Here is a 14,433-nt window from a genome sequence, read left to right on the forward strand (position 1 = left end):
CGGCCGCTAGTTCCCTTGTGTCCGCTGTGCGGCGCGTGAGCCGTCCGGGTGAGGATCCGCGCCCCGCCCGTGCCGGTGGTCCGCACGCGCGCGTGGAGGGCGTCAGAACAGGCCGGTGGCGGCGAAGCGGAGCACCAGTTGGGGCGCGCCGGAAAGCGCGACGCCGAGGGCGCCGGTGAGGGCGAGTGCGGCCGTGAGGGGGGCCGGAAGGCGGTGCCTGGCGGTGTCGCCTTCGGGGGCGCGGAACAGCAGGGCCGTCCACTGGAGGTAGTAGTAGAGGGCGATCACGACGTTGACGGCCATGACGACGGCCAGCCAGCCGAGGCCGGCGTCGACGGCCGCGGAGAAGACGGTGACCTTGGCGAACAGTCCGATGATGCCGGGCGGGAGTCCGGCCAGGCACAGCAGGAAGAACGCCAGGAGCAGTGCGGTCAGCGGGTTCTTGCCGTAGAGGCCGCGGTAGTCGGAGAGCCGGTTGAGTTCCTTGGTACGGCCGACCAGGGCGGCCACCGCGAAGGCGCCGAGGTTCACGGTCGCGTACATGAGGGCGTAGGCGACGGTGGAGCCGACGGCCTTCTGGGGGTCCTTGGCGTATCCGGCGGCGGCGATCGGCACGAGCAGGTAGCCGGCCTGGCCCACCGACGACCAGGCGAGCAGTCGTACCGCGCTGTACGCGCGCGTGGCCTGCTGGCGCAGGGCCGCGACGTTGCCGACGGTCATGGTGAGGGCGGCCAGGGCGGCGAGTGCGGGGCCCCAGACGTCGGCGTACGACGGGAAGGCGACGACGGTGACCAGGATCAGGCCGGAGAAGCCGACGGCCTTGCCGACGACGGACAGGTAGGCGGCGATGGGGAGCGGGGCACCGACGTAGGTGTCGGGGACCCAGAAGTGGAAGGGAACGGCGGCTGTCTTGAACGCGAAGCCCACAAGGGTGAGGACGACACCCGTCTGGGCGAGGGTGTGCAGCTGGCCGTCGACGTGCTGGATGCGGTCGGCGACCTGGGTGAGGTAGAGGCTGCCGGTGGTGGCGTACACGAAGCTGATGCCCAGGAGGCTGACGGCGGTCGCGGTCACCGAGGACAGGAAGAACTTCAGGGCGGCTTCGGAGGACTTCGCGTCGCCGTGCCGGATGCCGACGAGGGCGAAGGCCGGCAGGGAGGCGACCTCCAGGGCGACGATCAGGGTGGCGAGGTCGCGGGAGGCGGGCAGCAGGGCGGCGCCGGCGGCCGAGGAGAGCAGCAGGAACCAGAACTCGCCCTGGGGATAGCGGCGGTTGCCGTCCTTCAGGGTGGTGACGGACAGCAGGGCCGTGAGCAGGGCGCCGCCGAGCACCAGGAACTGCACGACCAGGGTGAACCGGTCGGCCGTGTAGCTGCACGCGCGCGTGGCGCCCGTCAGGCAGAAGGTGCTGCGGTCGTGGTCCAGGAGCGGCAGCAGCAGGCCGGCGGCCGCGGCGAGTCCGGCGACCGACACCCAGCCGAGGAGGGGCTTCCTGGCCTCCGGCACGAACAGGTCGGCGACGAGGACGGCGAGGCCGACGACCGCGGTGAGGGTGGGCGGGGCGATGGCGAGCCAGTCGACGGACTGGACGAGGTTCGCGGCCTGTGGCTGGGCCAGGGCGCTCATCGGGGGCCTCCTGCGAGGAGCTGCTGCACTGCCGGGTCGGTGAGCCCGAGCAGGGCCTTGGGCCACAGTCCGGCGACGACGGTGAGGGCGACGAGTGGGGTCCAGGCCGCGAACTCGTAGGTGCGTACGTCGGCGAGTTCGGGCATGGCCTGCGGTACGGCGCCCATGCAGACGCGGCGGACCACGGTCAGCAGGTACGCGGCGGTCAGCAGGGTGCCGAAGGCGGCGATCGCCATGAAGGTGAGGAAGGCGGGGCGGCTGAGGCCGACGGCGGGTTCGAACGCGCCGAACAGGGCGAGCATCTCGCCCCAGAACCCGGCGAGTCCGGGCAGTCCGAGCGAGGCGACGGAGGCGAAGGCGAGGAGCCCGCCGAGGCGCGGCGCCTTGCCGTACAGAGCGGCACCCGTCTCCTCGGCCAGAGTGTCGAGGTCGGTGGTGCCGGTGCGGTCCTTGAGGCCGCCGATCAGGAAGAACAGCAGGCCGGTGATGAGGCCGTGGGCGATGTTGGCGAACAGGGCGCCGTTGACGCCGGTCGGGGTCATGGTGGCGATGCCGAGCAGGACGAAGCCCATGTGGCCGACGGAGGAGTAGGCGATCAGGCGCTTGAGGTCGCCCTTCGCGCCCCGTTTGGCCAGGTTCAGACAGGCCAGGGAGCCGTAGATGATGCCGATCACGGCGAAGGCGGCGAGGTACGGCGCGAAGGTGCGGAATCCGTCCGGCGCGACCGGCAGCAGGATCCGGACGAACCCGTACGTGCCCATCTTCAGCAGGACGCCGGCCAGCAGGACCGAGCCGACGGTCGGCGCGGCGGTGTGGGCGTCCGGCAGCCAGCTGTGCAGGGGCCACATCGGGGTCTTGACCGCAAGCCCGATCCCGATCGCCAGAACGGCGATGACCTGCACGGATGTGGTCAGTGACCGGCCGTTGTCAGTGGCGAGTGCCACCATGTCGAACGTGCCTGCCTTGATTCCGATCAGGAGCAGGCCGAGCAGCATGACGACGGATCCGAGCAGGGTGAAGAGGATGAACTTCCAGGCGGCCCGGGTCCGCCCCGCGCCGCCCCAGCGGGCGATGAGGAAGTACATCGGGATGAGGACCATCTCGAACGCGAGGAAGAACAGCAGCAGGTCGAGGACGGCGAAGCTCGCCAGGGTGCCGGACTCCAGGACGAGCAGCAGCGCGACGAATGCCTTCGGGGACGGGCCCGCCGGCATGTTGAAGTACGAGTAGAGCGCGCAGAGGAAGGTCAGCAGCGCGGTCAGGACCACGAGGGGGAGGGAGATGCCATCGATGCCGAGGTGGATGCGCACGTCGAGTGCGGGGATCCAGCTGATGTCGGTCGTGGCCTGCATCCTCGACGGATGGTCGTGGTCGAAGCCGAGCGCGAGGACGATCGCGGCGATGAGGATCGCACCGGTCACCGTCACTCCGTGGCGGAGTACGGCCTGCTCGGGTGACTTCCCCTTCAGCCCGGGCGGGGCGGGGAGCAGGGCGGCGACGGCGCCGAGGAGCGGACCGACGACGATCAATGCCAGAAGGAACTGCATCACGGACTCGTTGATATCGATCACGCCTGCTCACGCTCCCGTGGCGACGAGGAGGACGGCGACCGCCAGGACGACGGTGCCGGCGAGCAGCGCGCTCACATAGGTCTGGACGTTGCCGGTCTGGGCGCGCCGTACGGCGGCGCCGAGCAGGCGGGGTGCGGCGGCCGCGCCCCGGATGTAGGTGTCGACGACCTCGCGGTCGAGGAACTGGACGAGGCTCGCCGCGGCCAGGACCGGGCGGACGAACAGCACGTCGTACACGGCGTCCAGGTGGAAGCCTTCGGCGGCGTGCCGGCGCAGCGGGCCGAGCAGCAGCCGGGCGGGGTCCGCCGGATCGGGTGCGTAGGCGATGTCGCCGAACGCGGGCTCGTGGGCGGCGATGGCCTCGGCCTCGACCAGTCCGGCGTCGCCCTCGGGGTGCGCGGCGACGGCGCCGATCGGGGCGCGGGCGGCCAGCGCCCTGGTCCGCTGCCAGGCGCCGTAGGTGACGAGTCCGCCGACGAGCGCGAGGCCGGTGCCGAGGATCGAGGTGGTGAGGGTCGGGGTGAGGTCGCGGCCGTCGAACCAGCCGGGCAGCGACCGGTAGGCGAGCCCGCCGAAGGCCAGGGACGGGACGGTCAGGACCCACAGCACGACCGTCATGGACAGCGGCTGCCGGCCGTGGTCCGGGGCCTCGGTGCCCCGGCCCCGGAAGGCGAGCAGCCACAGCCGGGTCGCGTACGCGGCGGTGAGTACGGCGGTGACCAGGCCGGCGACGAGGACGATCCAGCCGGCGCTGCCGGGGGCGTGCGTGGTGTGGCCGGTGGCCGTTCGCTCGGCGGCGCCCAGGACGGACTCCTTGGAGAAGAAGCCGCTGAAGGGCGGGATCGCGGCCAGTGCGAGTAGCGCCACGGTCATCGTCCAGTAGGCGTCCGGGACGCGTTCGCGCAGTCCTGAGGTGCGGGACATGACGGCCAGCGAGTTGGTGCCGGCCGCGTGGATGATCACGCCGGCCGCGAGGAACAGCAGCGCCTTGAAGGCGCCGTGGGACAGGAGGTGGAAGACGGCGGCACCGCGGTCGCCGACGGCGAGGGCGCCGGTCATGTAGCCGAGCTGACCGATCGTCGAGTAGGCGAGGACGCGCTTGATGTCGTCCTGGGCGAGTGCGGCGAGGGCCGAACCGACCATCGTGACGGCGCCCATGGCGGCCAGGACGACCATCACGGCCGCACTGGCCTCGAAGACCGGAAGGAGACGGGCGACGAAGTAGACGCCGGCGGCGACCATCGTGGCGGCGTGGATCAGCGCGGAGACGGGAGTCGGGCCCGCCATGGCGTCGGGGAGCCAGGTGTGCAGCGGGAACTGCGCCGACTTGCCCGCCACACCGCACAGGAGCAGCAGCCCGACCAGGGTCGGGTGCTGCAGTCCGCCGTTCGCGACGGTGCCGAGGATCGTGGTGATGCGGAAGGAGCCGGCGTCGGTGGCGAGCGCGAACAGGCCGATCAGGAACGGCACGTCGCCGAGCTTGGTGACCAGGAAGGCCTTGATGGAGGCGGCGCGGGCCTCGGGGGTCTCCCAGTAGTGGCCGACCAGGAAGTAGGAGCAGATGCCCATGACTTCCCAGCCGACCAGCAGCACGATCAGGTCACCGGAGTAGACGACCAGCAGCATCGCGGAGGTGAAAAGGGAGACGAGGGCGGCGTACGAGGGGTAGCGCGGGTCGTCGCGCAGGTAGCCGGTCGAGTAGATCTGCACACAGGTGGCGACGAAGGCGACCAGGACGGCGACAAGGGCGGCGAAGCCGTCGATGTGCAGGGCGAGTTCGATCGGGACGGAGCCGGTCGGGGTGAGCTGGGTGTGGGCGTCGACGGCCCGGCCGCCGCCCTGCTCCACGGCGACCGTGATGGCCAACGCGAACGCGGCGAGGGTCGGCAGGACCGCGAGCGGGCGGACGAAGCCGGGGGCCGTGCGCCCCACGAGCAGGCCGGCCGCGGCGGCCAGGAAGGGCAGGAGGGGGACGAGGACGGCGAGGTTGGTCGTGGTCACGCGGTGGCCTCAGCCTTCTCGTCGGCCGTCCCGTCCGTGGGCGTGCCGTGCTCGTGGCCCTCGGCGGTGTCGCGGAGCCGGTCGATGGCGGAGGTGCCTCGGTTGCGGTACACGGCGAGGACGATCGCCAGGCCGATGCCGATCTCGGCGGCGGCGATGGCGATGGTGAACAGGGTCAGCGCCTGACCGGAGTGCAGGGTGTCCCGGGCTGCCCTGCTCAGCCACACGTCGAAGGCGACGAGGTTGAGGTTGACGGCGTTGAGCATCAGCTCGACCGACATCAGGACCAGGATCGCGTTGCGGCGGGCGAGGACGCCGTACAGGCCGGTGCAGAAGAGGAGGGCGGAGAGGACGGCGGGATAGGCGAGGTGCATCAGCGGGCGCCTTCCTGCTCGGTCTTTTGCTCGATCGGGTGAATCCCGGAATCCGTGACCGAAGGGGAACTCTGCGTGACGGCCCGGCCGTTCACAGGGGGCGGGGCCGAGTCCGCCTTCGCCTTCCGGGACAGGACGATGGCGCCGACCAGGGCCGCGAGGAGGAGGACGGAGAGGGCCTCGAAGGGCAGGACCCAGTTCTGGAAGAGGCTCTCTCCGGTGACCTTCGTCGAACCGGCGGCAGGGCCGTCCAGGTCGATCCAGGTGGCACGGAAGGCGTCCACGACCACCCAGACCAGGGCCGCCGCGGCGGCCACGGCGACGGCCGACGCGGCCCAGCGGTTCCCGGAGTCGGCGTCCGGGGAGCGGCCGATCGGGGCCTTGGTGAGCATCAGCCCGAAGAGAAGGAGGACGACTACGGAGCCCACATAGATGAGGACCTGCACCCAGGCGATGAACTCGGCGGTGAGCAGCAGGTATTCGACGGCGAGGCCGCCGAGGGTGACCACCAGCCACAGGGCGGCGTGCACGAGTTGGCGGGTGGTGACCGTGACGAGGGCGGCGCCGAAGGTGACCAGGCCGACGAGGAGAAAGGCGATCTCCACGCCGGTCGGGGACAGGAAGCCGTGCGGTGCCTGGGCGAGGGGGCTCACGACTCCTCCTCCTGCGGCTCGGCCTGGGCGGCCGCGAGCTTCTCGGCGGTCTTCCGGGCGGCGGCGATCTCCTTCGGTTCCTCCGCGCCGGGGTCGAGGGCGGGCGGGGCCGGGACCGTCCACATCCACTCGCGGAGCTTGTCGCGCTCGTGGGTGAGTTCGTGGATGTCGGTCTCGGCGTACTCGAACTCCGGCGACCAGAACAGGGCGTCGAAAGGACAGACCTCGATGCAGATACCGCAGTACATGCACAGGGAGAAGTCGATGGCGAAGCGGTCCAGGACGTTGCGGCTGCGTTCACGGCCGCCCGGGGCCGCCGCCGGGACGGTCTCCTTGTGGGAGTCGATGTAGATGCACCAGTCGGGGCACTCACGGGCGCAGAGCATGCAGACCGTGCAGTTCTCCTCGAACAGACCGATCACACCGCGGGTGCGCGGCGGGAGTTCGGGCAGGGCGTCCGGGTACTGCTCGGTGACCGATTTCCGGGTCATCGTGCGCAGGGTGACGGCCAGGCCCTTGGCGAGGCCACTGCCGGGAATGGGGGCCACGGTTAGGAGATCACCACCTTGACGATGCCGGTGAGGGCGATCTGGGCGAGGGAAAGGGGGACGAGGAGGGTCCAGGAGAACTTCTGCAGCTGGTCCTCGCGCAGCCGGGGGTAGGTCACGCGGAGCCAGATGACGACGAAGGCGAGGAGCGCCGTCTTCACAAGGGTCCACAGCCATCCGAGGCCGTCGGCTCCCCACGGCCCGTGCCAGCCGCCCAGGAAGAGGACGGTGGTCAGACCGCACAGGACGACGATCCCGGCGTACTCGGCGAGCAGGAACAGGGCGAAGCGCAGGCCGGTGTACTCGGTGTAGGCGCCGAAGATGATCTCCGTGTCGGCGACGGGCATGTCGAAGGGGGGCCGCTGGAGTTCCGCGAGGCCGGCGATGAAGAAGACCAGGCCGCCGGTGAGCTGCCAGGGCAGCCACCACCAGTGGAAGGCGCCGACGATGCCCGGCAGGGAGACCGTGCCGGCTGCCATCGCCACGGAGGCGGCGGCGAGCAGCATCGGGAGTTCGTAGGCGAGGAGCTGGGCGGCGGTACGCAGACCGCCGAGGAGGGAGAACTTGTTGGCACTGGCCCAGCCGGCCATGAGCGAGCCGAGGACACCGACGCCCATCACGGCCAGCACGAAGAAGACACCCGCGTCCAGGACCTGGCCGACGGCACCCTCGCCGGGGCCGATCGGGATGGCGAGCAGCACGAGCAGATACGGGAGGAGGGCCACCGCGGGCGCCAGCTGGAAGATACGGCGGTCCGCGCCCGCCGGGACCACGTCTTCCTTCTGCGCGAACTTCACGCCGTCGGCGATCAGCTGGGCCCAGCCGTGGAAACCACCGGCGTACATCGGGCCGAGGCGGCCCTGCATATGGGCCATCACCTTGTGCTCGGTCTGACCGACGATCAAGGGGAAGGTGAGGAAGACGACGAACACGACGAGGAGTCGCAGGACGACGTCCATAGCGTCGTTCACTGCGGGCCTCCTGGGCGCTCTTCGCGAGGGGCGGGTTGTTCGGGGGTGGCGCTGCCCGGAGGCGGGACCGGGGCGTCGGGGGCGGGGTCGTCGGACGCCGGGGCCTCAGGGGCGGGAGCATCGGGGGATGAGGCGTCGGCGGAGTCGGGGGGTGAGGTTTCAGGTCCGGCGTCCAGGGAGGCCTCGGCGTCCTCGGAGGCCTCCGGCTCGGCAGCCTCCGTCTCGGCCTCGGCCGGTGCGGTCGGCTCGGACACGGCCGACTCAGGCCCGGCCAGCTCAGGCCCAGCTGACTCCGGCGCCGCCGGCTCACGTCCAGCCGGGTCCGACCCCGTCGGCTCCCCCGCTTCCGGCTTCTCGGTCTCGGGCCGCCCAACCCCGCGTACCTCGGTCGGCCCAGTCGGCTCCGTCGGCTCGGCCGGCTCGGCCGGCCCCGTCGGCGTACCGTGCCGTTCCTCGGCTCCCGGTTCGTCGAAGGCCGGTCGGGCGTGGTGCCACGGGGCGTCGGCGCTGCGTGGGGTCGCGGGGCGGGCCGGGGTGGCCGGTTCTGCCGATGGTGCCGTCTGCTGCGCGCGCTGCGACGCGGAGCCACCCGAGGCGGTACGCGCCCGGCGCGGCCCCCGGGGAGCGGCGGCCGTCGGCTCCTCCGCCGGAGCGGTCTCGTCCGCTGCGGATGCCGCCCGCTGTGAGGCGGAACCCTCACTCACGCTCCGGCCCCGGCGCGGACCCACAGACGGCTGTTCCCCGGAAACCGCCCGCTGGGAAGCAGACCCCTCGGTCGCGCTCCGTGCCCGGCGTGGGGTGGACGTCGGCTGGGCCTCGGCGGATGCCGCCTCCACAGCCGGCGCCGTCTCCGCCGCGGGCGTCGGCCCGGCCGGGGCTCCCGCCGCGGCCGTCTGGCTCGCCGAGCCCTCCGCTGCCGTGCGGGAGCGCCGTACCGGGCGTTCGCCGGGCGTACGGGTCGGGCGTTCGCCGGGTGAGCCGGCCGGGCGTTCGCCGGTGGGGCGTCCCGCTGCCGCTCGGGCCGGGCGGGCGGGGGCCGCGGGGAGCCGGCCCTTCAGGGGGCCCCATTCGTTGGGGTCGGGAACGCCCGGGGGGAGCATCTGGCGGCGCCTGGGGCCGCCGTGGTCGGACTCGCCGGGTTCCTTGGCGCCGGGCCAGGCCTTGGCGACGCGGGCGGCCAGGACGAAGTCCTTGCGGAGGGGGTGGCCCTCGAAGGTTTCCGGGAGGAGGAGATGGTCCAGGCCGGGGTGGCCGGAGAAACGGACGCCGAACATCTCGTGGGTCTCGCGTTCGTGCCAGCGGGCGCCCGCGTAGACGCCGACGGCGGACGGGAGTTCGGGGGCGGAGTGGGGCACGGTCGTCCGCAGGAGCAGGCGGCGGACCGGGGCGAGGGCGACGACGTGGGCGGAGACGCGGAAGCCGGTGCCGGGTTCGTCGACCGCGCTCAGCCAGTCGAAGAAGGTGCAGTTCAGGGTCGTACGGGCGGTGTCCAGGGCGGCGAGCCAGGAGGCGGGAGGGACGTCGACCGTGAGGACCTCGTAGGACTCCTCGGCCGTGGCGTCCGGGCCGAAGATTTCGTCCACGGGGGCGGGGAGCCAACCGGTGGGGGCCGTCATCGCGCGTCCCCTTCGGCGGCGGGGGCCGGTGGCCGCACCAGGTCGCTCTGGAGGGCGGCGGCGGACGGGCGGGGGGTGCCGTAGCGCTCGCCCAGGGACTCCGCCGCGATCCTCTCCTGGAGTTTGAGGATGCCCTGGAGGAGGGCCTCGGGGCGCGGCGGGCAGCCGGGGACGTAGACGTCGACCGGGATGATCTGGTCGACGCCCTTGGTGACGGAGTAGGAGTCCCAGTACGGGCCGCCGCAGTTGCTGCACGCGCCGAAGGAGATGACGTACTTGGGCTCGGGCATCTGCTCGTACAGGCGCTTGATGGCCGGGGCCATCTTGTCGGTGACCGTGCCCGAGACCACCATCAGGTCGGCCTGGCGGGGACCCGGCGCGAAGGGGATCACCCCGAGGCGGATGAAGTCGTGGCGGGCCATCGACGCGGCGATGAACTCGATCGCGCAGCAGGCGAGGCCGAAGTTGAAGACCCAGAGCGAGTACCGGCGGCCCCAGTTGAGGACGACCTTCATCGGCTCGGGGGCGAGACGGGCGAGCGTGCCCAACCGTTTCGGTTCCGGTAGCAGCACGGGCTCCGACGGGGTCACGTCCATGTCAGGACGCCCTTCTTGTATGCGTACAGCAGGCCGATGGCGAGGAAGCCGAGGAAGACGAACATCTCCACGAGCGTGGTGGCGCCGTAGCCGGGGGCGGCGAAGACCGTCGCCCAGGGGAACAGGAAGATCGAGTCGACCGCGAAGATGACGTAGAGGAAGGCGTAGACGTAGTAGCGGACCTGGGTGTGTGCCCAGCCCTCGCCGACGGGGTCGACACCGCACTCGTAGGTCAGGAGCTTCTCGGGCGTGGGCACCACGGGGCGCAGCAGTCGGCCGGCTCCGAAGGCGGCGGCGACGAAGAGCACGCCGACGAGGGCCAGCAGTCCTACGACCGAGTAGGACGCGAAGTAGTCCGCGGCGACGACCACGGTCGGCTCACCGCTCACCGTCTCCCACATCGTCCGTCCCCTCACTCCCTCGACAGACAAGGGTCCTGTCCCGGTCCCGCGTCGTGACCCCAGTCAACTCTTGATTCGACGATCTGTACGCACGGGAGTCTAGGCCCTGATAAAGACACGGTAAGCAGCCCGTCACGCGGTGAGAGGTGACACCGGGGGCGACGGTGGGGTTTTCCCCAGGGTGACCCGGGCGGTGAACTCCATGGCATCGCGTCACGGCACACGGCACGCTGGCGCATATGACCGCACCAGCACCCCGTTCCCGCAGCCTGGCCGACGGCGGAGAAGACCGCGACCGGCTGCCGCCCGTCCGCTTCGCCTACGACGGTCACACCTGGAAGGAGATCGCGCACCTCCTGCTGAACCTGCCGGTATCGGTGTTCGGCTTCATCTATGTGTTCACGACGGTGTGGGTGAGCGCGGTGCTGACGATCACGGTGGTCGGCATCCCGCTGCTCGCCGGCACGCTGCTGGGCGCCCGGCAGCTGGGCAAGCTGGAGCGGGCACGCGCGCGTGCGCTGCTCGGGGTGCGGGTGGAGGAGCCGACTCCGCTGCCGTTGGGCAAGCGGGGTGGGGGCACTGGGCGGCTGTGGATGGCGCTGAAGGATCCGGTGGGCTGGCGGACGCTGCTGTACGACTTCATCCGGCTGCCCTGGGGCATCCTCACCTTCTGCATCGTGTTGACGTCGTTGTTCGTGCTGTGGCCGGTGCTGCCGTTCATCGCGCGCGGCCTGGCGAACGCGGACCGGGCGATGGTCCGGGGTCTGCTGTCGCCCTCCGACGAGCTGGAGCGCCGGATCGCCGAACTGGAGTCGGACCGGGGGGTCGTAGTGGACACGGCCGCCGCCGACCTGCGGCGTATCGAACGGGATCTGCACGACGGCGCACAGGCGCGCCTCGTCAACCTCGCCATGGGGCTCGGTCTGGCGAAGGAGAAGCTGCTGGAGGACCCCGACGGGGCCGCCGCGATGGTCGAGGAGGCGCACGGCGAGGTGAAGCTGGCCCTGCAGGAGCTCAGGGACCTCGCCCGGGGCATCCACCCGGCGGTGCTGACCGACCGCGGGCTGGACGCGGCGCTGTCCTCGGTCGCCTCGCGGTGCACGGTACCGGTCCAGGTGACCGCCGACCTGCCGTCCAGACCGGCGCCCGCGATCGAGGGCATCGCCTATTTCACCGTCTCCGAGCTGCTGCAGAACATCAGCAAGCACAGCGGGGCGCGTAGCGCGTCGGTCGACGTGTGGCGCACCGACGACCGGCTGCTGATCCAGGTGACGGACGACGGGCACGGCGGCGCGAGCCTGGACGGCGGCACCGGGATGCGCGGGCTCGCCGACCGGCTGGGCGCGGTGGACGGCCTGTTCGTCGTCGACTCACCGGCCGGCGGTCCCACGACGGTCACCGCCGAGCTGCCCTGGCGCGACCGGGGGTAGGGAAAACCCCCCGTCCAAGATGCCGACGGCCTCCATGGTCCGTGGAGCGGCGGCACAGCAGGGTGGAGGTACGGCAGGGACACGCCTGACGGGACGAGCCGGCGCAGCCGGAAACAGACAGCACAGGGACGGACGGGACGGCACCGATGGCCACGGAGTACGGGCACGGGCACGGATACGGGCAGGACGACGGGCACGGATACGGCTACGGCCACGGGCAGGGCCACGGGTACGGCTACGACCCGTACGGTGAGCGTCGGCACCGGGTGCCGGCCGTGCTGCGGGCGCCGTTCGAGGCGCGCGCCTGGCGTGAGTTCGCCTATGTGCTGCTGGGCCTTCCCATCGGCGTCGCGCTGTTCGTGTGGACCGTGACGATGGTGTCCCTCGGCGCCGGTCTGCTGGTGACCTTCATCGGAGTCCCCCTGCTGGCCGCGGCCCTCGCCGGCTGCCGGGGCTTCGGGGCACTGGAACGGGCGCGGGCGCGCGGGCTGCTGCGCCTGGAGGTGGCCGACCCGGAACCGTTGCGGATGCGCAAGCCCGGGGTGATGGCATGGATCGGCGCGGTGCTGAAGAGCGGCACGTCCTGGCGCCATCTGCTGTACGCGGTCCTCCAGTTCCCCTGGTCGATGTTCTCCTTCGTCGTCGCGCTCAACTTCTGGGCGTACGGCTGGGCCCTGCTGACGTATCCGCTGTGGTTCTGGGTCTTCCCGATGTACGCCGGGCAGGGCGGTCTTCAGCTGTACGGCGACGCGCATCACAGCGTCTACCTCGACAACCCGTTCGAGATCACCGTGACCGCGCTGGTGGGGCTGTTGTTCACGCTGGCCACGCCGTGGATCGTACGGGCGCTGACGCTGGTGGACCGGCTGATGGTGCACGGGCTGCTCGGGCCCTCGAAGCTGGCGTCTCGAGTGGTGGAGCTGGAGTCCGACCGGGGGGTGGTCGTCGACACGGCCGCGGCGGACCTGCGGCGCATCGAGCGGGATCTGCACGACGGGGCGCAGGCCCGGCTGGTGGCGCTGGCCATGGACCTGGGGCTGGCGAAGGAGAAGCTGCGGGAGGATCCGCAGGTCGCGGCACGGATGGTGGACGAGGCGCACGGTGAGGTGAAGACCGCGCTGCAGGAGTTGCGGGACCTGGCCCGGGGGATCCATCCCGCGGTGCTCACCGACCGGGGGCTGGACGCGGCGCTGTCGGCGGTGGCCTCGCGGTGCACGGTGCCGGTGCGGGTGGAGGTCGACCTGGCGGAGCGGCCGGCGGCCGCGATCGAGGGGATCGCGTACTTCACGGTGTCCGAGCTGCTGCAGAACATCAGCAAGCACGCGCGGGCGAGTGCGGCGTCGGTGGATGTGTGGCGGAGCGAGGACCGGTTGATGTTGCAGGTCGTGGACGACGGGGTGGGGGGTGCGGACACGGCGAAGGGGTCGGGGCTGGCCGGACTGGCCGAGCGGCTGGACGCGGTCGACGGGATCGTGGTGGTGGACTCGCCGGTGGGTGGGCCCACACGGGTGACGGCGGAGCTGCCCTGGCGGGGCTGAGGCCGCGGATCTCCGCCCCCGCCGCCCTCACCCGTCCCCTCACCAGGGGCTCGGCCCCCTTCGACCCCCGGCACCAGGGGACTGCCGCCCCAGCGCCGCATCGACCTGAACGGCCTCGTCCTCAGGCGCCGGGCAGGCGGGACAGCGGGGACGGCGGACCGGCCGTCGTCCTCGAACGCCGGGCGGGCTGGCAGGAGGGTTGCCCGGATGTCGGGCGAGCTGAATTGGCCGGTGTCCTCTCATGACCGCGCCGCGCTCCGATGCGAATGCTGGAATGCTGGTCTTTCGGACAGGGCAGGCATGTACGCCGGACGGGGTGTGGGGGGCCGGGAGATCGTGGAGGACAGAGTGCGGGTGGTCATCGCCGAGGATTCCGTGCTGCTCAGAGAGGGGCTGACCCGGCTGTTGACCGACCGCGGACATGATGTCGTCGCGGGCGTCGGCGACGCGGAGGCGCTGGTCAAGACCATCGCCGATCTCGACGCCCAGGGCGCGCTGCCGGACGTGGTGGTGGCGGACGTACGGATGCCGCCGACGCACACCGACGAGGGTGTGCGCGCCGCCGTACGGCTGCGGAAGGCGCATCCGCAGCTCGGGGTGCTGGTGCTCTCGCAGTACGTGGAGGAGCGCTACGCCACCGAACTGCTGGCCGGTTCCAGCCGGGGCGTCGGCTATCTGCTCAAAGACCGGGTCGCCGAGGTCCGGGAGTTCGTGGACGCGGTCGTACGGGTCGCCGAGGGCGGTACCGCGCTCGACCCCGAGGTGGTCGCGCAGCTGCTCGGGCGCAGCCGTAAGCAGGACGTGCTGGCCGGGCTGACCCCGCGCGAGCGGGAGGTGCTGGGGCTGATGGCCGAGGGGCGGACGAACTCGGCGATCGCCCGGCAGCTGGTCGTGAGCGACGGAGCCGTCGAGAAGCACGTCAGCAACATCTTCCTCAAGCTGGGACTCTCCCAGAGCGACGGGGACCACCGGCGCGTTCTGGCCGTTCTGACCTATCTGAACTCCTGACGGGGCCGACACCGTGTCGGAGCCGGAAGGCAGCCAGGGGGAGAGAAAATCATGACAAGTCAGGGCGACAGGTCGTCTCAAAACGCCGTCCATCATGTGA

Annotated in this window: 13 protein-coding genes; 3 read left to right on the forward strand and 10 right to left on the reverse strand. The window is 71.5% G+C overall.

Annotated elements, in window-relative coordinates:
- Positions 1–102: 102 nt before the first annotated feature.
- From ACZ5K7_RS31820 to ACZ5K7_RS31865, 10 genes are read right to left on the reverse strand one after another with little or no spacing between them, the layout of a single operon-like run.
- Positions 103–1,626: an NADH-quinone oxidoreductase subunit N gene (locus ACZ5K7_RS31820; RefSeq protein ID WP_468918606.1), complete on the reverse strand. Its 1,524-nt coding sequence runs from the start codon at positions 1,624–1,626 to the stop codon at positions 103–105.
- Positions 1,623–3,197, reverse strand: coding sequence for an NADH-quinone oxidoreductase subunit M (locus ACZ5K7_RS31825; protein ID WP_468918609.1), 1,575 nt, complete (start codon positions 3,195–3,197; stop codon positions 1,623–1,625). Before ACZ5K7_RS31825 ends, ACZ5K7_RS31820 begins: the two co-directional genes overlap by 4 nt.
- A gap of 6 nt (positions 3,198–3,203) precedes the next feature.
- Positions 3,204–5,198, reverse strand: a complete 1,995-nt coding sequence (locus tag ACZ5K7_RS31830) for an NADH-quinone oxidoreductase subunit 5 family protein (RefSeq protein ID WP_468918612.1) — start codon at positions 5,196–5,198, stop codon at positions 3,204–3,206.
- A complete protein-coding gene (nuoK, locus tag ACZ5K7_RS31835; protein WP_351693867.1) occupies positions 5,195–5,572 on the reverse strand; it encodes an NADH-quinone oxidoreductase subunit NuoK in 378 nt (125 codons plus the stop codon). Before nuoK ends, ACZ5K7_RS31830 begins: the two co-directional genes overlap by 4 nt.
- Positions 5,572–6,225, reverse strand: coding sequence for an NADH-quinone oxidoreductase subunit J family protein (locus tag ACZ5K7_RS31840; RefSeq protein WP_468918615.1), 654 nt, complete (start codon positions 6,223–6,225; stop codon positions 5,572–5,574). The genes nuoK and ACZ5K7_RS31840 overlap by 1 nt, the downstream gene beginning before the upstream one ends.
- Positions 6,222–6,773 carry a NuoI/complex I 23 kDa subunit family protein gene (locus ACZ5K7_RS31845; RefSeq protein ID WP_351693873.1) on the reverse strand — a complete coding sequence of 184 codons (552 nt, stop codon included), beginning with the start codon at positions 6,771–6,773 and terminating at the stop codon, positions 6,222–6,224. The genes ACZ5K7_RS31840 and ACZ5K7_RS31845 overlap by 4 nt, the downstream gene beginning before the upstream one ends.
- A gap of 2 nt (positions 6,774–6,775) precedes the next feature.
- Complete coding sequence (locus tag ACZ5K7_RS31850) at positions 6,776–7,744, reverse strand: complex I subunit 1/NuoH family protein (protein WP_468918619.1); 969 nt, start codon at positions 7,742–7,744, stop codon at positions 6,776–6,778.
- Positions 7,741–9,360 (reverse strand): NADH-quinone oxidoreductase subunit C, encoded by a 1,620-nt coding sequence (locus ACZ5K7_RS31855; RefSeq protein WP_468918622.1) that lies wholly within the window; start codon positions 9,358–9,360, stop codon positions 7,741–7,743. Before ACZ5K7_RS31855 ends, ACZ5K7_RS31850 begins: the two co-directional genes overlap by 4 nt.
- The gene (locus tag ACZ5K7_RS31860; protein WP_468918624.1) at positions 9,357–9,956 is read right to left on the reverse strand and encodes an NADH-quinone oxidoreductase subunit B; all 600 of its coding nucleotides are present in this window, start codon (positions 9,954–9,956) and stop codon (positions 9,357–9,359) included. Before ACZ5K7_RS31860 ends, ACZ5K7_RS31855 begins: the two co-directional genes overlap by 4 nt.
- Entirely contained in the window at positions 9,947–10,357 is a 411-nt protein-coding gene (locus tag ACZ5K7_RS31865) for an NADH-quinone oxidoreductase subunit A (RefSeq protein ID WP_351693885.1), read from the reverse strand. Before ACZ5K7_RS31865 ends, ACZ5K7_RS31860 begins: the two co-directional genes overlap by 10 nt.
- Before the next feature lie 239 nt (positions 10,358–10,596).
- Here ACZ5K7_RS31865 and ACZ5K7_RS31870 point away from each other — a divergent pair, with 239 nt between their 5' ends.
- From ACZ5K7_RS31870 to ACZ5K7_RS31880, 3 genes are all read left to right on the forward strand, one after another.
- Positions 10,597–11,787 (forward strand): sensor histidine kinase, encoded by a 1,191-nt coding sequence (locus tag ACZ5K7_RS31870; RefSeq protein WP_468918628.1) that lies wholly within the window; start codon positions 10,597–10,599, stop codon positions 11,785–11,787.
- A 146-nt stretch (positions 11,788–11,933) separates the two neighbouring features.
- Positions 11,934–13,325: a sensor histidine kinase gene (locus ACZ5K7_RS31875; RefSeq protein WP_468918630.1), complete on the forward strand. Its 1,392-nt coding sequence runs from the start codon at positions 11,934–11,936 to the stop codon at positions 13,323–13,325.
- 300 nt (positions 13,326–13,625) lie between these two features.
- A complete protein-coding gene (locus ACZ5K7_RS31880; protein WP_351748098.1) occupies positions 13,626–14,333 on the forward strand; it encodes a response regulator transcription factor in 708 nt (235 codons plus the stop codon).
- Positions 14,334–14,433: the final 100 nt, after the last annotated feature.

It is taken from the genome of Streptomyces sp. NPDC031497 (assembly GCF_055580905.1).

What these genes read in the sequence shown, in the direction of transcription:
- ACZ5K7_RS31820 (WP_468918606.1), bottom strand. Translation starts at nt 1,626, where the DNA reads ATGAGCGCCCTGGCCCAGCCACAGGCCGCGAACCTCGTCCAGTCCGTC.
- nuoK (WP_351693867.1), bottom strand. Translation starts at nt 5,572, where the DNA reads ATGCACCTCGCCTATCCCGCCGTCCTCTCCGCCCTCCTCTTCTGCACC.
- ACZ5K7_RS31855 (WP_468918622.1), bottom strand. Translation starts at nt 9,360, where the DNA reads ATGACGGCCCCCACCGGTTGGCTCCCCGCCCCCGTGGACGAAATCTTC.
- ACZ5K7_RS31860 (WP_468918624.1), bottom strand. Translation starts at nt 9,956, where the DNA reads ATGGACGTGACCCCGTCGGAGCCCGTGCTGCTACCGGAACCGAAACGG.
- ACZ5K7_RS31865 (WP_351693885.1), bottom strand. Translation starts at nt 10,357, where the DNA reads ATGTGGGAGACGGTGAGCGGTGAGCCGACCGTGGTCGTCGCCGCGGAC.
- ACZ5K7_RS31870 (WP_468918628.1), top strand. Translation starts at nt 10,597, where the DNA reads ATGACCGCACCAGCACCCCGTTCCCGCAGCCTGGCCGACGGCGGAGAA.
- ACZ5K7_RS31875 (WP_468918630.1), top strand. Translation starts at nt 11,934, where the DNA reads ATGGCCACGGAGTACGGGCACGGGCACGGATACGGGCAGGACGACGGG.
- ACZ5K7_RS31880 (WP_351748098.1), top strand. Translation starts at nt 13,626, where the DNA reads ATGTACGCCGGACGGGGTGTGGGGGGCCGGGAGATCGTGGAGGACAGA.